15 protein-coding genes are annotated in these 19,701 nt (G+C 63.6%); 4 read left to right on the top strand and 11 right to left on the bottom strand.

All coding sequences use genetic code 11. From position 1 onward, the window contains the following. Positions 1–163: 163 nt before the first annotated feature. From ACIQH5_RS07495 to ACIQH5_RS07505, 3 genes are all read right to left on the bottom strand, one after another. Positions 164–2,023 (bottom strand): FG-GAP-like repeat-containing protein, encoded by a 1,860-nt coding sequence (locus tag ACIQH5_RS07495; protein WP_400401690.1) that lies wholly within the window; start codon positions 2,021–2,023, stop codon positions 164–166. A 62-nt stretch (positions 2,024–2,085) separates the two neighbouring features. Then, positions 2,086–3,234 carry an FG-GAP repeat domain-containing protein gene (locus tag ACIQH5_RS07500; RefSeq protein WP_400401693.1) on the bottom strand — a complete coding sequence of 383 codons (1,149 nt, stop codon included), beginning with the start codon at positions 3,232–3,234 and terminating at the stop codon, positions 2,086–2,088. A gap of 50 nt (positions 3,235–3,284) precedes the next feature. Continuing rightward, entirely contained in the window at positions 3,285–4,412 is a 1,128-nt protein-coding gene (locus ACIQH5_RS07505) for an FG-GAP repeat domain-containing protein (protein ID WP_400401696.1), read from the bottom strand. A gap of 203 nt (positions 4,413–4,615) precedes the next feature. Here ACIQH5_RS07505 and ACIQH5_RS07510 point away from each other — a divergent pair, with 203 nt between their 5' ends. Together ACIQH5_RS07510 and ACIQH5_RS07515 are read left to right on the top strand one after the other, a co-directional pair. Further along, positions 4,616–5,224, top strand: a complete 609-nt coding sequence (locus ACIQH5_RS07510) for a TetR/AcrR family transcriptional regulator (protein ID WP_400401698.1) — start codon at positions 4,616–4,618, stop codon at positions 5,222–5,224. A gap of 280 nt (positions 5,225–5,504) precedes the next feature. Continuing rightward, complete coding sequence (locus tag ACIQH5_RS07515) at positions 5,505–6,695, top strand: NADP-dependent malic enzyme (protein ID WP_400401700.1); 1,191 nt, start codon at positions 5,505–5,507, stop codon at positions 6,693–6,695. A gap of 84 nt (positions 6,696–6,779) precedes the next feature. Here ACIQH5_RS07515 and ACIQH5_RS07520 read toward each other — a convergent pair whose 3' ends face one another. Further along, a complete protein-coding gene (locus ACIQH5_RS07520; RefSeq protein ID WP_400401702.1) occupies positions 6,780–8,387 on the bottom strand; it encodes an alkaline phosphatase family protein in 1,608 nt (535 codons plus the stop codon). Positions 8,388–8,612: 225 nt separating this feature from the next. Between ACIQH5_RS07520 and ACIQH5_RS07525 the strand changes: the two genes are divergently transcribed. Next, positions 8,613–9,116 carry a DUF456 domain-containing protein gene (locus ACIQH5_RS07525; RefSeq protein WP_400401704.1) on the top strand — a complete coding sequence of 168 codons (504 nt, stop codon included), beginning with the start codon at positions 8,613–8,615 and terminating at the stop codon, positions 9,114–9,116. 107 nt (positions 9,117–9,223) lie between these two features. Here ACIQH5_RS07525 and ACIQH5_RS07530 read toward each other — a convergent pair whose 3' ends face one another. After that, positions 9,224–10,171, bottom strand: a complete 948-nt coding sequence (locus ACIQH5_RS07530) for a polysaccharide deacetylase (RefSeq protein WP_400401706.1) — start codon at positions 10,169–10,171, stop codon at positions 9,224–9,226. Continuing rightward, positions 10,168–11,727, bottom strand: coding sequence for a purine-cytosine permease family protein (locus tag ACIQH5_RS07535; RefSeq protein ID WP_400401708.1), 1,560 nt, complete (start codon positions 11,725–11,727; stop codon positions 10,168–10,170). The genes ACIQH5_RS07530 and ACIQH5_RS07535 overlap by 4 nt, the downstream gene beginning before the upstream one ends. A 108-nt stretch (positions 11,728–11,835) precedes the next feature. Here ACIQH5_RS07535 and ACIQH5_RS07540 point away from each other — a divergent pair, with 108 nt between their 5' ends. Further along, positions 11,836–13,311 (top strand): PucR family transcriptional regulator, encoded by a 1,476-nt coding sequence (locus ACIQH5_RS07540; protein ID WP_400401711.1) that lies wholly within the window; start codon positions 11,836–11,838, stop codon positions 13,309–13,311. A gap of 95 nt (positions 13,312–13,406) precedes the next feature. Here the strand turns inward: ACIQH5_RS07540 and purU are convergent, their stop codons facing one another. The 5 genes from purU to ACIQH5_RS07565 are packed head-to-tail and all read right to left on the bottom strand — an operon-like array spanning position 13,407 to position 19,701. Beyond that, on the bottom strand, positions 13,407–14,306 hold the full coding sequence (gene purU, locus ACIQH5_RS07545) for a formyltetrahydrofolate deformylase (RefSeq protein WP_400401713.1): 900 nt from the start codon (positions 14,304–14,306) through the stop codon (positions 13,407–13,409). A gap of 2 nt (positions 14,307–14,308) precedes the next feature. After that, on the bottom strand, positions 14,309–15,700 hold the full coding sequence (locus tag ACIQH5_RS07550) for an L-serine ammonia-lyase (RefSeq protein WP_400401715.1): 1,392 nt from the start codon (positions 15,698–15,700) through the stop codon (positions 14,309–14,311). Continuing rightward, positions 15,700–16,344 carry a sarcosine oxidase subunit gamma gene (locus ACIQH5_RS07555; protein ID WP_400401717.1) on the bottom strand — a complete coding sequence of 215 codons (645 nt, stop codon included), beginning with the start codon at positions 16,342–16,344 and terminating at the stop codon, positions 15,700–15,702. The genes ACIQH5_RS07550 and ACIQH5_RS07555 overlap by 1 nt, the downstream gene beginning before the upstream one ends. Beyond that, the gene (locus ACIQH5_RS07560; RefSeq protein WP_400401720.1) at positions 16,337–19,282 is read right to left on the bottom strand and encodes a sarcosine oxidase subunit alpha family protein; all 2,946 of its coding nucleotides are present in this window, start codon (positions 19,280–19,282) and stop codon (positions 16,337–16,339) included. Before ACIQH5_RS07560 ends, ACIQH5_RS07555 begins: the two co-directional genes overlap by 8 nt. Before the next feature lie 2 nt (positions 19,283–19,284). Beyond that, positions 19,285–19,701 carry a sarcosine oxidase subunit delta gene (locus ACIQH5_RS07565; RefSeq protein ID WP_400401722.1) on the bottom strand — a complete coding sequence of 139 codons (417 nt, stop codon included), beginning with the start codon at positions 19,699–19,701 and terminating at the stop codon, positions 19,285–19,287.

Genomic DNA, 19,701 nt, shown 5'->3' on the forward strand with positions numbered 1-19,701 from the left:
AAGACCCCAAAGATTCCCCCAGAAGTACAGGCCAACACGGCCTGTAGAGGCCAATTGAAATGAGGATACAGCCACGCGGTCCGGGGAAACGCAGATGAGAGTGAAATACCGAAATTGACATCAATGTGACGCACGTCAAGCGGGAAATGCAACCGAAATCGGCTTAGAAGACGGCCGTGAACCCGCCCCATCCCCAGCCGACAACTCCAGCGCCCTTCCATCCTCCGGCACCGTTGCCGTAGTACATGGTCAGTTGTCCGGCGGAGTCGATGGCGAAGACGTCATGGAATCCGTCCCCGTTGAAGTCGCCGGAACCCCCGATTCTGGACATCACGTTCCACCCGGTCCCTATGCCCTTGGCAGTGGTCCAGCCGCCCTGGCCGTTGCCGCCGTAGAGCCGGAGGTTCCCGGCCGCATCCCGGCCCATGACATCCGGGTTCCCATCGCCGTCAAAGTCGCCGGGGGAGAAAATGTTGTTCAGTGCTTCCCAGCCTTGGCCCACTGCTCCGGGGGCCTTGAAGCCGCCAACGCCGTTGCCCGGGTACAGCACCAGTGCGCCCGCGGGAGTCCGTGCCAGGAGATCGTTGTTGCCGTCGCCGGAAAAGTCGCCGGCAGCAATGATGGAGTCGAAAACGTCCCAACCCCAGCCAATTTCCTTTCGGGGCAGCCAACCGCCGGTCCCGTTGCCGGGGTACAGGTAGAGGGTCCCGGCATCGTCCCGGGCCACGACGTCGTTGAAGCCGTCGCCGTTGAAGTCACCGGCGGAAAATACCAGGTCAAAAACATCCCAGCCGTAGCCGATCGTCCTTGCTGCCTGCCATCGGCCGGCGCCGTCAGTCGGGTACAAAAGAAGGTTTGCCGACGCATTCCGAGCGAACAGGTCCAAGGAGGTACCGGCGTCGAATCCTGCTGTGTGGGCCTTGTTCCTCACCACCGACTGGCTGAAGGCGGTGTATGGCCGGGTAGCGGTGACCGGCTCACCGGCCTGGATCACCGCGCGGAAGCCGACGACGGCGCCACGGTCCGCCGCGGTCAACATGTAGTTTTTGTCGGTGGCACCGCTGATCACGGTTCCGTTCCGCACCCATTCGTACCTGACACTGGTGGGACCGCCGGCTGTTCCTGAGGAAATGCTTCCCTCGTTGAAGACGCCCGTGAGCTTCTCGCCAACCGTCAGCTTCCCCGAAAGCGTGGGGGCTGTGGCGGTGATGGGGGAGGTTGGCGTCAGGGGCAGGGAGGATGCCGAGACTGCCCGGTACCCGGCACGGGTGGCCGTGACCTTCACCGATAGGGTCTGGTCGAGGTCCGCTTCGGCAACCCGATAGTTGTTGGTGGTGGCGTTGGCGATCGGTTGGCCGTTCCGCAGCCACTGGTAGGCGTACCCGGTGGGAGTGTAGGTCCACGCTCCGTTGTCGGTGGTGAGGATCTGGTCATAACGTGCCACTCCGGAGACCACGGGGGCTTTGGTGTTGGGGTTGTCCACCAGCGGGAAGTTCGGGTTGTTGACGGCGAAGTCCACGCCGTCCAAGGCGCCAGGCCGCTGGGTGGGAGCGCTGAGCCCGGGGCTGAGGAACGTGACGTTGCCATCCCGTTCGTAGCGCACTGTCCCTTGGCCGGAGACGAGCACGATGCTGACGGAAAGGAGCTTGTACCTGCCCGTATTCTTGAACGCGCTTCCGTTCACGGGCACCGTTGCCTGGGCGGAGTATGGGCCTGCGGCTTGGCTTGTGGGGCCGTACAGCGTGGCCTGCTCCAGGGTGTCCTCATTGACGAAGGTGAAGCCCACTTCCTGGGCGGGGCCGCTGAGGGTGAAGGACAAGGAAATGGTGTTGCCCGGGCCCACTGTGGCAGGGGACGTCCTGGCTACCACGGTGGGGAGGGGGACGTCCGGGCCGGCGGCAAATGAGGGCGGGGGAGGATTAGCCAGGAACAGGGCAGAGCAAAGGATTGCCGCTACGAGAAACCTCAGCGGATTCCTTGCTTGCAGCTTTTTTGTCCTGAGTTGTGCTGAGAATGTTGCCACGCTAGCCCCCAAACCTTGGATCTGCACCACCGAACGGTTCCGTGGAACCGTATGCCCCCTCGTTAGAACAGGCCGTTGAACCCGCCCCAGCCCCAACCGACGGCTGCGGCACCGTTCCATCCGCCGTCGCCATCGCCGTAATATGCCAGCAGCTGCCCGGAGCCATCCACCGCGTAGACGTCCACATTGCCGTTGTTGTCAATGTCGCCCGCAGCGCCGATGGCGGTCATGCCGGCCCAACCTTGGCCGACGACGGCAGTCCCGGACCAGCCACCCGCTCCGTCGCCGCTGTAGAGCCGCAGGGCTCCGGAAGTATCCCGTGCCAGGAGGTCCACGTGGTTGTCACCGTTGAAGTCGCCGGGGGTGATGATCTTGTTGACAACATCCCATCCTGTTCCGACCAGCGACCGGTTGAGCCAGCCTCCTAGGCCATTACCCGGGTAGAGGTACAGGCGGCCCCCGGCGTCCCGGGCCAGGATGTCGTTGTGGCCATCGCCGTTGAAGTCGCCGGGGGAGACCATGGTGTTGAAGGCATTCCAGCCGCTGCCAATCTGTCTGGCCGCGTAGAAACCGCCGTTGCCGTTGCCTGCATAGAGGAAAAGGTTCCCGGCCGCGTCCTTGGCCAAGATGTCGTTGGTGCCATCGGAGGTGAAGTCGCCAGGGGAAAGTACGGTGCTGAAGCCGTTCCATCCGGGGCCGACAGTCCGGGGTGACTCCCACGCATCGGACAAGCGAGGGTACAGCATGAGAGTGCCGTCGGAGCGGCGCGCAAGTAGCTCGAAGTTGCCACGGCCGGTAAATCCGTTGGCCCGGTTGGATGCTGAGATAGGGGCGGTTTCTTCACTGCTGACTTCCAGCGGCTCGCACCCGTTTTGGCTTGCTTGGACGTGGGCAGCGATGGTCTTGCCGCGATCTGATTCATCGAGCTCGTAAGTCCACCAAGCCCAATGGTCGTCGGCCCGAACGCCATCCCGCGTCCAATAGATGCTGTAGTCCGGGCCGGCAGCGGCGCCGCAGCCACGGTAGGAAGCAGGATCTATCTCAAGCGTGAGTGTTGAGCCTACAAAGGGCGCGCCGTGAACCACGGGATCCGAGGGGTCCATGGTGGCCATGGCAGGCGCTGGCGCGATGGCGATGGCTGCAACCACTGCCGCTGCCAGTCCTGCAACCATTCGGCGCACACCGGACGTAGGGCGCATTGGTGCATTCATGATGTCCTCCCCAGACTTTATGGGGCAATTCTAGCGCGGCTGGGCTTTCCCTAGAAGATCGCTGTGAAATTGCCCCAGCCGTTTCCGGTCACTTCCGTGCCACGCCAACCTGTGCGCCCGTCACCGTAATAGATCACCAGCCGTCCTTGCTGATCTACGCCGTACACATCGTTGAAGCCGTCACTGTTAAAGTCGCCGGCGGCGCCTGTTGCTTTCAGCACGTTCCACCCGACCCCCACCAGCCAGGACCTTGTCCAGCCGCCAGCGCCGTTTCCGCCGTAAAAGTACAGGTTGCCGCTGCGGTCCCGGGCAAGGACGTCAACGTTGCCGTCGCCGTTGAGGTCGCCGGGCGTCAGCAATGCGTCCATCACGTTCCAGCCGGTTCCGACGGCGGTGCGTGCAAGCCAGCCTCCGGAACCATCGCCGGGGTACAGGTACAAGGCCCCGCCGGGCTCGCGGGCCAGGATGTCATTGTGTCCGTCGCCATTGAAGTCCCCGGGGCTGACGATGGCGTCGAAGACGTTCCATCCCTTGCCAATGGTCTGCGCGGGTTTCCATCCACCCGTTCCATCACCCGCGTAGAGATACAAGCTCCCGGACGCATCCCGTGCAATGACATCGCTTTTGCCGTCGCCGTTGAAGTCTCCGGGAGCGAGGACCAGAGTGAAGCCGTTCCACCCCCAGCCCACCGTCCGGGCAGGGTCCCAGCCATTTCCGGTCCGCCCATACAAGAGCAGGGAGCCATCGTTGGTGCGAGTCAGCAATTCAAAGCTTCGGCCTGTGAAACCCGCAGCCCGGTTCACATCTCCCACGGGCTTGGTCTCGGCGCTGTGCAACGTTTCCGCGGTGCAGGCCGTCTTGCTGGCGGTAACGTGGACAGCCATCCGCGCCCCTGCGTCCTCGGGTTCCAGGATGTAGGTCAGGGCTGTTTCGCCGGCTACAAGGAAGCCATCCCGGGTCCAGTAGACGGTGAAGTCAGGACCCTTGCCGCCTCCGCAGCCGTAGAACGTGTAGGGGCCGATGTCCGCGGTCAGCGTCTTCCCCACAAACGCTTCACCGTTGAGTATCGGGTCCGGGCCGCTGCTGGGAGCGGCCGACGCCGGCAGGGGGCTAAGTGCCACCGCCGCCACTGTGGCGGCCAGCAGCGTCGCTGCAATCCGGCGTCGTAATGTCCCCATGCGTGTTCCTCCTGAGTGGCTTCCAAACCTGCATGAAGTGTATGTCTGCAGGCCCGGATAGGCGGCAAAGGCGTGGCTTGTGGAAGCAAAGCGAGCTCTCAGGAAACGGTCATTTTGCTCCCGTATCATGGATGCGATCGGCCAGCCGCGGTCTTTGACCCAGCGGGCCGTTTCCTTGTCAGCCTGCCAAGAGATCGCCGGAAATGCCCGCATCAAACTCACTGGAACCTTACTCCCTTGACCTGACCACGGGGCTGCCCCGTATGGCTGCCGCGCCCACCACACCGCGGCAGCAGTTGCGCTATGCCCGCATCCTGAAAACGGCGGCCGGTTTTGCCCAGCGGCAATTCGACACCCTGAGCCTTTCCGACGTCGCGGCGCGGGCTGACATTCCGCTCGGCACGCTCTACCGCTACTTTCCCTCCACAGCGCATCTCATGCTGGCGGTCTACAGGCAACAGTTGCGCGAACTCCGCGACGGCGTCCGGCTGCGGGAAGGCAAAGGCCACGCCCTCGCTGGTTTGATGATGGAGATTTTCCACCTGCGGGTCATGCAGCCGGGTGTGGAACACTGCCTTATCCGTCCTGCCGGCAAGGACGATGACACGGCTCAGCTGCTGCGTGAGATTGACGCCCTGTCCGAGGAAGTAGTGGGCTCGTTGAGTAAGGACCCCGGAAAGGACACCGTCAGGGCCCGCATCCTGTTGCACCTGGTGAGCGGGTTGGTGCAGGCGGTCCGCTGCCGCCGGCTGTCCCTGTTTGAGGCGGAGAAGGATCTGAAGAAAGCGTGCACGCTGCTCACCGGGGAGTAACAAAGCACGTGCTGGTCTAGACCGATGGGCCCTCGGAACACCGTTTTTGGCATGACGCGGATCACACTTTGGCTTGGTTGAACGTTTTACTCTCGAATCGTCTCTGTTGGTATTGAATCTTGTACCCTCAATGCTTCCCTAGGCTGGAAACACCGAAGCGGCTAGCAGCCCCCTATCTGCAGAAGCAATGCCGGACCAGTCACCCTTGGCCCGCACCAGCAGTTCTGTTCCTGCCCGAAATCGTGCCGTGGGTCCACGGCTAGCCTGAGGAGACAAAGACGTGTCCATTGAGACAATTGCAACTGATAACGAAGCGTTGGTACTGAGCGAAGAAGAGATCTTCGCAGCCCACGAAGGCGGCAAGCTGACCATTTCCAGCACCGTTCCGCTCAACAACAAGCGCGACCTTTCCATCGCATACACCCCGGGCGTTGCCCAGGTCAGCCGTGCGATCCACGCCAACCCCGAGCTTGCCCGCACCCACACCTGGGCCGAACGCCTGGTTGTTGTGGTCAGCGATGGCACCGCGGTGCTGGGGCTCGGCAATATTGGTCCGAGCGCTTCCTTGCCGGTCATGGAAGGCAAGTCCGCCCTCTTCAAGTCCTTCGGTGACTTGGACTCCATCCCGCTGGTCCTCAACACCACCAACGTGGACGAGATCATCGAGACCCTGGTCCGCCTCCGCCCGAGCTTCGGCGCCGTAAACCTCGAGGACATTTCGGCTCCGCGCTGCTTCGAACTCGAAGAGCGCCTCATTGAAGCCCTCGATTGCCCCGTCATGCACGACGACCAGCACGGCACCGCCGTGGTGGTTCTCGCCGCCCTGACCAACGCAGCCAAGGTGACCCAACGTGAACTCGCCGGCCTCAAGGTTGTTGTTTCCGGCGCAGGTGCCGCTGGCATCGCCATTGCCGAGATTCTTCTCGCCGTAGGCATCAAGGACGTCATCCTGCTCGACTCCAAGGGCGTGGTCAACGCCGATCGTGCCGATCTCGTGGCAGATCCGGGCAGCGTCAAAGCCCGCATGGCCCAGCGCACCAACCCCCGCGGCATCAGCGGCGGTCCGGGTGAGGGACTGACCGGCGCCGACGTCTTTGTTGGCGTCTCCTCTTCCAAGCTGGATGAAGAACACCTGAAGCTCATGAGCGATCAGTCGATCGTCTTCGCCCTGTCCAACCCGGACCCGGAAGTTCTGCCTGAGGTAGCCCAGAAGTACGCAGCCGTTGTCGCCACCGGCCGCAGCGACTTCCCCAACCAGATCAACAACGTGCTGGCCTTCCCCGGAATCTTCCGTGGCGCACTCGATGCCAAGGCCCGCCGCATCACGCCCGCCATGAAGATCGCCGCGGCCAATGCCATTGCTGAGCTCGCGGCAGAAGACCTCTCGGCCGACTACATCGTGCCGAGCCCGCTGGACGCCCGAGTGGCGCCGGCAGTCACCGCGGCAGTTGCTGCCGCCGTTACCGAGTAGCGGCTACTTACGCAAGACTGACGACGGCGACGCCTCCCGTGCAGGGGAGCGTCGCCGTCGTTCTTGCTTGAGGCGCGTAACGGGCTAGCGGTCCAGCGTTACCTGGTCAACGGTCCAGAAGGCGCTGTTGGTCCCGGTGTAGCGGAAGCTGACTTTCGCCTTCTTTGCGCCCTTGGGGACTTCCAAGGCCAAGTTTTCAAAACCGTTGAAGTTGGCGGTGTAGGACTTCACCAGCTGTGGGGCTGCGCCGTCGTAGCTGACCAGGACTTCGCCGCTCTGGGGCCCGTCAATCCTGTAGTTCGAGGCGAAGGAGAGCGTTGCGGTCTTGCCGCCCTTCACCTTGAACTCGGGGCTGATGAGGGTGGAATCGAACTGCCCGGCGGCGTGCACCTTGTCATCCCATTCGTCCGAGTCGGCCACGGCGAACACGTTGCGGTTGCGCACGGAGGTTTCGCGGCCCTGATTGCGGTCCACGTTGGTCCAGAACTCGTCAGTGGCGAACGACCACCCGCGCCATTCGGTCACACCGCCGGCCGGCAAGGCGGAGTTGTCGATGGTCCAGCCTTCGGGTGCGGCGCTGGTCCAACCCTTCACGTCGGCTGCAGGGGCGGTCTCATCAACGCGGGTCTGCAGCTTGTCGCGGAGGGAATCGAACGCATCCGGCTCGATATCGCTGAAGGCCTGTCCGTCCAGGTTCCAAGCGTCTTCTGCCTTGACGCCCTCGTGCTTGAGCACAGTGGGTGCGATGTCAGTGATTTTGACGTCGTTGCGGACGGTGCCCGGCTCGATGCCTTTGCCTTGGGCGATCACGAAGGTCTGGCGCTCGGCCGGGGTGCTGCCACCATGGCCGCCGGTGGGGGTGTGCCCGTGGTCGGCAGTGAGGACCACCAGCCAATCCTCGGATTTATAGTTTCGGCGGTTCTTCACAGCGTTGAGAATCTCGCCCACTTGACCGTCCACCTTGCGGAGCGCAGCGAGGTACTCCTCCCGCTCTGTGCCGTAGGAGTGGCCGGCACCGTCAACTTCGTCCAGGTGGATGAACGTGCTGTCCGGGTTGCCGTTGGACAAATAGTCCACGGCCTTGGCCGTGGTGCCGGCGTCGTTGCCGCCGGCAATTCTCAGGTCAACGTTTTCACCAAAGACCGTCTCGGGGATGGGCGCCCACGTGCCCACAACCAGCGTGGACGCGTTGGGCCGGGCCGTTTCGAGGCGGCTCAAGTAGTCGGGGTACTGGCCGTAGTTGGGGGCCGTGAAGTTGTTGTCCACCACGTTGTGCTTATCCGGCCATACTCCCGTGGCGATACTCGACCAGCCTGCTCCTGACACTGTGGGGGCCATCGGGTTGGCGAACAGGTTGCTCTTGGCGGTCATGCCGGAGTCCATGATTCCCTGCACGTTGGGCATGCCCGCAGTGCCGAATTTGGCGATCGATGCGCCGTCGATGCCAATCACCAGCGTCTTCTTGCGCTTGGTGCCATCGGGAAGGCCTGCGTAAGGCGCTTGGGCCGGACGGCTGGTGGCGTCCGATGCGCTTGGTTCTGCGGGTGCCGCGATAGCGGCTGAGGGAAGCACGGCGGCGGCTGCGAGCGTCAGCGCGGCCGTTGCCAAGGCTCTGCGGAAAGGACGGGCGTTGTCCAAAGGTATCTCCATGTTCGGGTCCGAATGGGAGCCGTTGGCACAGTGCGTGCCCACGGCCTGACTCCTCAACCCTGTCGCTTCACCTGCCAGCAAGCAACGGAAATCGCTACTTGTCTATACAAGTTATCTGGACGTTAATCTCTCGTTTTCTTAGTCTTCGAGGGCCCGCACCGCTCTGCTCTGTTTGTTGCCGCCCAGTTGTTCATACAACGATTCTCCGCAGGGCCCGCTCTGCAAGCCAGCGCTTGCTCTTCACGGAGCCCACCTAGACTGAGGACCATGAACGCCGAACTTATCGTGACCATCGTCTGCGGCCTGGCCATTGCGGTAGGTGTCGCCGGGACCATCATTCCTGTACTCCCGGGCAGTATCCTCATTGGCGCCAGCCTGCTGGCTTGGGCTATCTGGGGAGGTGCCGGTCCGCTCGGCTGGGTGATCTTCGCCGTCGGAATGGTGTTTGTGGTGGCGGGAATGGCCGCCAGCGCCGTGCTCACCGGACGCAAGTTGAAACAACACGGCATCCCGAACAGGTCGGTGCTGATCGGCGTGGTCCTGGGCGTAGTGGGAATGTTCGTTATCCCTGTAGTGGGGCTCTTTGTGGGGTTCGCCGTGGGTCTTCTCCTCAGCGAAGTCCAGCGGACCCGTGACTTCCGGGTTGCTGTCCGCTCCAGCGGTGCGGCGCTGAAAGCGACCGGAATCGGCATCCTGGTGGAGTTCGGGCTCGCGTGTGCCGCTGCCAGTACATGGATCATCGGAGTGTGGATCAACGCCGTGAATGGCTAAGGAGCTCACAATCCACCGCGAGATGGCAAAAGATGACAATCCCGGGCCCCGGGATTGTCATCTTTTGCCATCTCGGCGGAGGTGGGTGGACTGGCGCGGCGGAAGGGCTAGTGCAGCGAGGGAACCTTGACCTGCGCCGGGCGGAAGCTTGCGCCGGCCCCTGGGAACATGGGGACGTCAATCCGGGCGTGCGTGTGGATTTCATGAACAGTGGACTTGGTGTGCTGCGCGATCTCGGCCAAGGTGGTCACCCACATTCCGTCCAGGTTCTTGACCCGCTCAATCAGCTGCTCAAGCGCCACGGCGCGGGAGGGCCGGCCTGAGATGAAGGGGTGGTTGGTCAGGACAAAACAGCTGCCTTGGGAATGGTGCGCCTGGGCTTCAAGTGTCCACATTTCCAGGGCCTTCGCGGGACTCTCGATCACTCCGCTGCCAGTGACTCCGGGGTAGAAGCCGTACTGCTCCCAATCATCCAGCGCCCAGTCCACGGGGATCTCCACGATGTCCCGGGAATCGCCGTCGGCCACGGCCATCCGGTAGGGGGCATCGCCGTCGAGCAGGCTCGAATCGTAAAGGAAACCACGATCCGCCAGCAGGGCGGGCGACTGCCAGTTCAGCTCCCACCATGGCGCCCGGTAACCCACCGGCCGGATTCCCGCCACGCTGGCCAGTGCTTCAAGGCCTCGGTCCAGGTAGCTTGCCTCGGTGGCTGCGTCGATTCCCTGCATGGGCTCATGAAGGTATCCGTGGTGGGCGATCTCGTGCCCGGCATCAGCGATCCTGCGGACCACGTCCGGGTAGCTCTCCGCCGTGAAGCCCGGAATGAAGAACGTTGCCTTGATGTTCTGGCGGTCCAGGATCTGAAGCAAGCGCGGCACAGCGATCCTGGGGCCGTACGACTGGTGGCTCATGAGGGACATCCGCCGGGTGCTGGACGGATCATGGGCGACGGTGCAGGACTCGGCATCGACGTCGAAGGTGAAGGACGCTGCGGCCTGGTAGCCCTCAGGCCATGTGATCTGGTGAAGCGAATCGGCGAAAGCGGGCTGGTTCATGCTGTGGTCCTTTCGGGAACTGCGGGGGCGGCCGGAGTGGACGTGGCAGCCTGCTGGTTTGCCGACACATGGTTTGAGTCCGCCAGGAGATATTTCTTGTGGGCCCGCGGGCCGAGTAGTGCGTAGCTTGCCGCGCTGGTCAGTCCACCAGCCAGCCACGAGAGGTCCCAGCCGCCCAAGGCCACGGCGACGGGGCCCTGCATGGCGGGAACCAACCCGTACATGAACAGCCAAGTGGAGAAGATGCCCACCAGCAGGGACACGATGCCGGCCCAATTGATGACTGGCAAACGGTGAGTTCCAACGGGGTCGAAGAGGCGGTCCACCTTGGCTGGCCAGCGCTTTTCGAGCCAGAAGTAGTGCACCAGCATGACCCCACCCCAGGCGGCAACCCAAGCGACCAAGCCGATCAGCCAGGCATCGAGAACCGCTGCGAAGTCCTCTTGGAAGATGAAGAACACCACGGCGATGAGTGAGAAGACGCCGACAAACAGGTTCAGCTTGCGGCGGCTGATCTTGATATCCAGGGCCTGCGTGGCTACGGAGAAAGTGTAGATGTTCAAGATGTTGGTGGCGATGGGGCCGTGCAGGACCATGAGGAGGACCGGGAGGGCCAGGACTCCGAAGTTCTGCACGATCAGTTTGCCGGGGTCGATCTCGCCGCTGTTGGTGGCGAGGCTTGCGCCGAGGACGCCGAGCCACACAACGGGGATGAACTGGCCGAGGACCGAAGCGAGATAAACCTTGCGCTTGGGAACCGACGTGCTGACGAAGCGGGAGTAGTCGGCGGCGTAGGTGAACCAAGTGATGCCCCAGCCGATGCCGATTGCTGTCATCACTGCGCTCATGGCGGCAATGCGCTCGGAGCCTTCAAGAATGTTGCCGGCGGGTCCTGCGTAGCCCCAGTCAATCTTCATTCCGAACCAGGCCACGCATGACATGACGGCCAGGATGATGATGGTTGGCGGCACGGTCCATTTTTCAAAGGCCGCAATGGCCTTGTAGCCGAACCAGGCGATGGCAACCTGGGCCGCCATGATGGCTGTGGCGACGCCGATCTTCCAGGCGTAGTTCTTGGCTTCCGGATCTACCCAGCCAAGGGTTCCGAAGAGCGCCATGACCAAGTCCAGGATGATCCACGTGTTGACGGCGCACCAGCCGATCACCAGGAGCGCTTGGATGGCGGCAGGGAGGTAGTTGCCTCGACGCCCGAAGGCTGCGCGGGCCAACACCATGCCCGTGGCGCCGGTCTTCTGGCCGAGGAGGACAAAGCAGCCGAAAAGCAGCATGCCGATCAGGTTTCCCAGGACCAGCACGATCACCGTGTCGGCGAAACCGAGGCCAAGGTGGATGCCGAGGGCGCCGAGCACCCAGTTGATTGGTGCAAGATTGGCGCCTGCCCAGATCCAGAACTGTCCGGAAACTTTGCGGGTGCGGTCTGCTTCGGGGATGGGCTGAAGCCAGGCTTCACTGTCATGACCCGGCGCCGTTGCCGGACCTGACTGCGATGCACCTGAAGGTGGGCTTGAAGGCGTGGGGGAGAGGTTGTCTTGCATGGGGAGAGCCTCCGTGGTTGAAAGGGACTCTTTCAGCGTATGTGCCGTGGATCACAGCAACAAGATACGATGTGTATAAGCAAATATCCGCTAACCATACGGAGTGTCATGTCCATCCTTCTGGGCGCGGCTTTGGAGTATCAAAGCCTCACATCAGCAGAACCCCGATTACTCAACAACGTGCCTGACGCACTCACCCGGGCCGTCCGGTGGGTGCACTCCAGCGAGGTCCTGGACATAGCGCCGCTCCTCAGTGGCGGCGAATTGCTGCTGAGCGGGGGTCAAGCGCTCGCCGGTGTCACGGCCGATCGGCAGGCCGAATACGTCCGTGAACTGGCAACACGGGGGATCGCGGCGTTGGCCCTGGAAACCGGTCCCGCCTTGCCCGAAGTGCCTGCGGGAATGCTGGAGATAGCGGAGGCTGCCGGGTTGCCGGTGATCGAGCTGCGTCACGTGGTTCCGTTCGTCGGGGTCATGCAGGAGATCAATTCGCTCTTGGTCAGCGAATCCGTGGAGCACCTCCAGCATGGCGACCAGGCCAGCCATGCAATGGCCGCCGAACTTGCCCACGGTGGCGGGCTCGACCAACTCCTGGCTGTCTTGTCCGAGCGGACAGGTGCCAGCGCGCGGCTGGTCTCGCCGTCAGGCCTCACCCTCGGCGCCGCCGGTTCGTTCGACGACGACGGCACGGTCACCACGGTGGATGTGCCGGTGCGCGGCGTCCTGGCCGCGCGCCTTGAGCTGGAAACTCACGACGGCGCCGACGGTGGGCTAGCGCGCGTGGCCGGCGAACGTTCCGTGGACATTCTGGGCCTGGCGTTGCTGCAGCGGATGCCTCCCGGACTGAAAGAATTGGCGGGCATCGAACTCATGCGTGCCATCAATGCAGGAGGCCAGCACTGGCAGCTCCAGCAACTCGGACCAGCGTCGGGCTTCCCGGTGAACGGCCTGGTTGCCGCCGTCGTGGTTCGGTCAACCGGCGCAGGGCATTTGCGTCCGGCTGTGGACGCGTTGCTCCGGGAGCGTGTGCCGCACAGCGCGAGTTACGCCAACAACGCTGAACTGATCGCACTGGCGTCCTTGGACGGCGCATCGCTGGCTGGGGGTGCTGCCGCCCGCCGGGAATTGATGGAGGCGCTGCGTCAGTTAGAAGTGCCAGCCGGATCCTTGGTGGCCGTCGGGCCGCTGGGCCGCGGTATTGCTGAGGCACCGTGGTCCCTGGCGGAGGCGCGCAGGGCACTTGATCTGACCCCGGCTGGCAACGGTGTTGTGGATGCAGACACGCTTGCAGTGGAGCTCCTTGCCCAGGAGTCGCTGGAACCGGGCACCCGTGAAGGGTTCGTGCAGCGGCAGCTGGGTGCCGTCGTCGAGCATGATCGCCTGAAGAAGTCAGAACTCATGAGGACGCTGACCGTATGGCTGGATACCGGCTGCAACACGGCCCAGGCTGCACGTGAGCTGCACTTGGAACGGCAGTCACTGCATCACCGGCTCCAGCGAATCTTCGAGCTATGCGGCGGTGACCCGCGGGGTAACGGCCGGCTGGCAGCGCTGCATCTGGCTACGAGGCTGGCCCGGGTGTAGCTCCTGTTAAACGCCAATTCGATGGTTCCCTGCACACAGTGCCGTTCGCAACAGCGTATGCGCAGGGAACCATCGAAATGGGTGCTTGCAGAGCCCTACTTCAACACGATCGTCCTGTTCCCATTCAGGATGATCCGCCCCTCGCAGTGCCAGCGAACGGCGTTGCTGAGGGCCTTGCATTCGGTGTCCCGGCCGGCGGCTACGAGATCGTCCGGCCCGAACGTGTGGTCCACTTCCACTACCTGCTGGGCGATGATGGGACCTTCGTCCAACTCGCCGTTCACGTAGTGGGCTGTGGCGCCCACAGTTTTCACACCACGTGCGTATGCCTGGTGGTAGGGCTTGGCGCCCTTGAAACTTGGCAGGAACGAGTGGTGGATGTTGATGGCGCGGCCATCGAGTTTGCGGGCCAGGTCGTCACTGAGCACCTGCATGTAGCGGGCCAGCACAATGAGTTCCACGTCCAGCTCGTCAATGATCTCCAGCAAGCGCCCCTCGGCGGCAGGTTTGGTGGCTGCGGTGACAGGGATGTGGAAGAACGGGATCCCATGCCACTCCGCCAAACCCTGGTGGTCGGTGTGATTGGACACTACGCCCACAACGTCGATGGGCAGCTCGCCAATCCGTGCCCGGAACAGGAGGTCGTTCAGGCAGTGCCCAAACTTGGAGACCATGATCAGCACGCGTCGCTTGTGTCCCTGGCGTTCCAGTTGCCAGTTCATGCCGTACTTTTCGCCAACGGGGGAGAAAGCGGAACGCAGCGCTTCCACGGTGGATTCGTCGCCGGAGGAGGCGAAATGCACCCGCATGAAGAAGTGGCCTTCGGCGCGGTCACCGAACTGCTTGTTGTCGATGATGTCGCAGCCGTGGTCCAACAGGAACCCGGACACAGCGTGCACAATTCCGGGACCTTCGGGGCAGTCAAGGGTGAGGACGTGTTCCACTGTGGTCTCCGCGGAGGAGGCGGCAGCGGTTTCGGTTTGGATGGCAGTCATGGCTAGCACTCCACTACGTTGACGGCGAGGCCCCCACGGGAGGTCTCTTTGTACTTGGATTTCATGTCTGCGCCTGTCTCGCGCATGGTTTTGATGGCTTTGTCGAGGGAAACTTTGTGGCTGCCATCGCCGTGCAGGGCAAGACGGGCGGCGTTGATGGCTTTGACGCTGGCGATCGCGTTGCGTTCGATGCAGGGGATCTGCACCAGCCCGCCCACGGGATCGCACGTGAGGCCCAGGTTGTGTTCAATGCCAACTTCGGCGGCATTTTCCACTTGCTCGGGCGTTCCACCCAGGACTTCGCAGAGGCCGGCCGCAGCCATGGAGCAGGCGGAACCCACTTCACCCTGGCAGCCCACCTCGGCACCGGAAATGGACGCGTTGATTTTGAACAAGATTCCGACGGCGGCCGCCGCCAGCAGGAAGCGCACGACGCCGTCGTCGTTAGCTCCCGGAACAAACTTGGTGTAATAGTGCAGCACTGCCGGGACAATTCCGGCCGCGCCATTGGTGGGCGCAGTGACGATCCTGCCGCCCGCAGCGTTTTCCTCATTCACTGCCAAGGCGAAGAGGTTGACCCATTCCATGGCGAGGAGCGGGTCCGCTGAGATACTACCGTTCAGGTCGGCGTCGGTTTCGGAAAGCTTTTTGAACAACGACGGCGCCCGTCGCCTGACCTTCAGGCCTCCCGGCAGGATTCCCTCGGCAGAGCAGCCGTTGTCCACGCACTCCTGCATGACAGCCCAGATGCCCAGCAACTTCTCACGCAGTTCCTCCTCGGAACGCCACACGAGCTCGTTGGCCAGCATGATGTCCGAGATGGACTTGCCCTCGCGGAGGCAGATGGCAAGGAGTTCGTCTGCTGTGGTGAAGGGGTAGGGGAGAACGGTGTCGTCGGCTACCACTTTGTCTGCGCCGGAGACGTCCCCGTCCACCACAAAGCCGCCACCGATGGAGTAGTAGCTGCGTTCCCGGAGCACGCCGCCCGTGTGGTCCAACGCGCGGAACGTCATGCCGTTGGGGTGTGCAGGCAGCGACTTGCGACGGTGCAGGACCACGTCCTCGTCCCAGTTGAAGTCCACCCGGTGGTTGCCGCCCAGGCGCAGTTCGGCGTCGAGGGCTGCAGCTGCAACCTGGTCGTCAGCGGTATGTGTGTTAACAGTTTCGGGGGAGTGGCCTTGCAGCCCCAGCACCACGGCTTTGTCTGAGCCGTGGCCCCGGCCGGTGGCGCCCAGCGAGCCGAAGAGCTCAGCCTGGACGCGCACCGTGGCCGGAAGCTGGCCGGACGATTCAAGACCGTCCGTGAACTGCTTTGCCGCGCGCATGGGGCCAACCGTGTGTGAAGACGACGGCCCGATGCCAACAGAAAACAGATCAAGCACACTCAGTGCCATTAGGGGACCTCAGGTGAGGCGTACTCCCGCATGGCGTCCAGGAGCCAACGTCCCAGGAAATCGGCAAACGAGGCCCGGGGAAAGATCCGGTAGGACTCCTCCGAGGTCTTCCAGAGCATCACCGGGATGTGGGCGAGTTCCGTGGAGACAGCCGTGCCGGCCTTGAAGACGCGCGGGTGCAAGTCCAAAGCGCAGGTCTTCTCCAGCACTGCGCGGGCGTGGCTGCCGGAGAGCTCGAATGTGGTGCGGTTGGCGGACAAGTCCACCACCTGCCCGGAGTCGCCGCCCAGGGCTGCGGTCAGATCGCTGACCAGGGAGCCGCCCAAGGAGTCGTGGGCTTCTTCCGGTGCCACCACCATGAACTCGGTGGGGCCGAGCCACAGGGTATGAACGGAACCGCTGCCCGTCACTTCACCGCAAGCGGCTGGCAAGCCGCCGGTCACGGACGCAACGCGGGCACCGGCGTCGGACGTTCGGTCCACCCGAATCCCCACCATGGCCTGGTACGGAATCTCGGTGATAGTCACCGTGCCCGGCACGGAGCCGGAGGTGAAAGCGTCAGCCAGGTGCTCGGCCGGGCTGCGGCGGGCGCCCCGGACGCGGTCGACGTGTGCGGTTTCTGCTGGTGTTGCTGTTTCAGCCATCTTTGCGGGTCCCTTCAGCATCGAAAAGTACGGTTTCGCCAACAACCACGTCCACCAATTGGTCTCCCAGCGAGGCCACCAGGGTCTCGCCGATGCGGTTGCGGCCGTTTTGAATGAGAGCCAGGGCGAAGGAACGGCCCAGCGCGGCGCTGTGGTAGCTGGAGGTCACGAAGCCCTCCATGGGGACGGGTCCGTTGGCCGGGTTGACCGGGATGCCCTTTTCCACCAGCTGCGTGCCTTCGGGCAAACGGAGCGAGTGGTCCACGGGAAGGACACTGACCAAGTGCTTGCGGTCCTCGCGGCTTGCATCCTGCCGAAGGTAGGAGCGCTTGCCGATGAAGTCCTTGGCCTTGGAGACAATCCAGTCCATGCCGGCGTCCTGCGGGGTGACCGTGCCGTCGGTGTCCTGCCCCACGATCGGGTAGCCCTTTTCGGCGCGGAGCACGTGCATGGTTTCCGTGCCGTACGGGGTGATGTTGAACTCGGCGCCGGCGGCAGCAACTGCTTCCCAGGTGTTGAGTCCGTACCAGGACGGGATGTTGATTTCGTAGGCGAGTTCACCGGAGAAGGAGATGCGGCAAACGCGGGCCTGAACTCCGGAGGCCAGTGTGGTTTCGCGGAAGGTCATGAACGGGAAGTTCTCTGCCTCCAGGCCACCGTTTTCGGCGAGCTGGGGTGCAACCTTGGCGATCACTGCACGGGACTTCGGGCCAACTACGGCGATGGTGCTCCACTGTTCCGTGACGGACGTGCAGACCACATCGAGTTCCGGCCACTCTGTCTGGTGCCACTCTTCCAGCCAGTCCAGTACCTTGGCTGCGCCGCCGGTGGTGGTGGTCATGAAGTAGCGGTCATCGTCCAAGCGCAGGGTCACGCCGTCGTCGAAGATCATGCCGTCCAAGGTGCACATCACGCCGTAGCGGGCGGATCCCGGGGCGAGCTTCTTGAACGCGTTGGTGTACACGCGGTTCAGGAATTCGCCTGCGTCCTTGCCGCGGATCTCGATCTTGCCCAGCGTGGTGGCGTCCATGAAGCCCACGGAATCGCGGACCGCTGCGCATTCGCGCAGGACTGCCGTGTCCATGTCCTCACTGCCCTGCGGGTAGTACCAGGGGCGCTTCCACTGTCCAACATCTTCGAACAGTGCGCCTTGGGCCACGTGCCACGGGTGGATGGAGGTGACGCGGGCGGGGTCGAACAACTCGCCGCGCTGGCGACCGGCCAGGGCTGCGAAGGCGACGGGGGTGAACGGTGCACGGTACGCCGTGGTTCCGATCTCGCCGACGCCCGGGATGCTCTCTGCGCCGCCGAACTTCAGTGCTGCGGCAATGACGCCGATCGCGTTGACGCCTGACGTCTTGCCCTGATCGTTGGCCGTGCTGATGGAGGTGTACCGCTTGACGTGCTCCACGGACCGCATGCCTGCTCCGGTGGAGCGAAGGACGTCGGCCACGGACTGGTCGCGCTGGAAGTCCACAAAGTGGTGGTGCCACTCGCCCGGCTCACCGGTCTGGCCGGGAACCAGCCAGAGCTGGCGGCTCGGCGCGCTTGCCACGGGTTCCTGGAGCACCGCCGGGGTGGTTGCGGACTCGAAGCCGGCAGCGATGGATGCGGCCGCTCCGGCGGAGATGCCCTCTGCCAGGCAGTCCTGGAGTTCGTAGCTGCCACGGCCTGCGCCAACAACCTGCTGGTCGCGGACCGGCTTGGTGGGGATGAAAGCAGCGAGCTCGTCATCCCAACGCAGCTTGCCCTGGCGCTGGCTGTGGAGGTGGACCACGGGGCTCCAACCACCGGAAACTGCAAGGAGATCGGCAGCCAGCTGTTCGACGCCCGAGGTGAGTTCGCCGTCGTCGTTAATACTGCGGACGGTGACGCCGCTCAGGCGGCCATTCTCATCTGCGGAGGTATCCGCAACGGCGCTGCCGACGAGCACCCGGATACCGGACTCGACGGCGGCAGCGGCCTTCGCGCTGATCTGCGGACGGGCATCGACGACGGCGGCAACCGCCACGCCTGCTGCCTTCAGATCCGCGGCAAGAGCGTAAGCGGAATCGTTGGTGGTGCTGATGACCACGCGGGATCCTGCTGCCACGGCATAACGGTTCAGGTAGGTGCGGGCTGCCGAGGCGAGCATGATGCCCGGGCGGTCGTTGTTCTCGAAGACCAGCGGACGCTCGTGGGCGCCCGGAGCCAGGACAACCTGCTTGGCACGGATGTGCCAAATACGCTGGCGGGAGACACCCGACGCCGCAGGAACGCTCAAGTGGTCCGTGCGGTTCTGGGCTGCGATGAAGTAGTTGGAGTCGTAGGAGCCGAATGCGGTGGTGCGGTTCAGCACCGTGCATTCTGCAGCGGAAACCAGCTCGGCCTCCACGTCAGCAACCCATTCCAGGGCCGGCTTGCCTTCAATCTGCTCGGCCAGTTCGGGGACGGTGGAACCGGAGAGCAAGGAGCCACCGAGTTCGGGCTGGTCATCGATGAGGATGACGCGGGCGCCGGTGCGGACAGCTTCGCGGGCCGCGGCAAGGCCTGCGATACCGCCGCCGACCACCAGGACGTCCGTGTGGACGTACTTCTTGTCGTACTCAGCCTTATCCTCGTTGGGATCGAGCTTGCCCAGGCCGGACAGGAGTTCAATGTTCATGCCATCCACCAGCGATACGGCGGTGGCGGGAAGCATGGACTCGGCAACGTGTCCACGGAACCGGGGTGCGATCTTGACCAGGGCGTTGGACTCTTCCACGCCGGCGGCCATGATGCCGCGGGGGCGGTCCTCGTAGAGGGAGTTACCGGCGTTGATGTGGCCATTGGCCAGCAGCGCCGAAGCGATGGTGTCACCCGGGTGGCCGGTGAATTCCTGGCCGTCCACGGTGAAGCGCCAAGAGATGCTGCGATCGATGCGTCCGCCGGTGGCGAGGCGTGCGTTCTTGCTGGTCACTTCTAGACTCCTTCCGAGGAGATGGGGGTGGTGGCCGTAGGTGAGGCGGCGCCGGGGGCGAGGCCTGGTTCGCCGGCTTGGCCGAACTCGCCAGCCTGGGTGAACTCGCCTGGCTGGTCCGGTTCGCTTCTTTGGCCGGGGGCTTTGATGTCCGGCCGGGGCTGGCCCATCCCGTAGATGGAGTGAATCTCGTAGCTCACGGTGTCGCGGAGCATGTTGAACCACTGGCGGCATCCGGTGCTGTGGACCCACCGTTCGGCGAAGGTTCCCTTGGTGTTCTCGCGGTAGAACAGGTATTCAGCCCATTGGCGGTCCGTGAGGTCATTCGGGCTCTCCGGGTAGGCGACGTGTGCCTGGCCGCCGTAGTGGAATTCGGTTTCGTCGCGAGGCCCGCAGTTGGGGCATGAAATGAGGAGCAT

The sequence above is a fragment of the Paenarthrobacter sp. NPDC091711 genome (assembly GCF_044756605.1).
Lineage (GTDB): Bacteria > Actinomycetota > Actinomycetes > Actinomycetales > Micrococcaceae > Arthrobacter.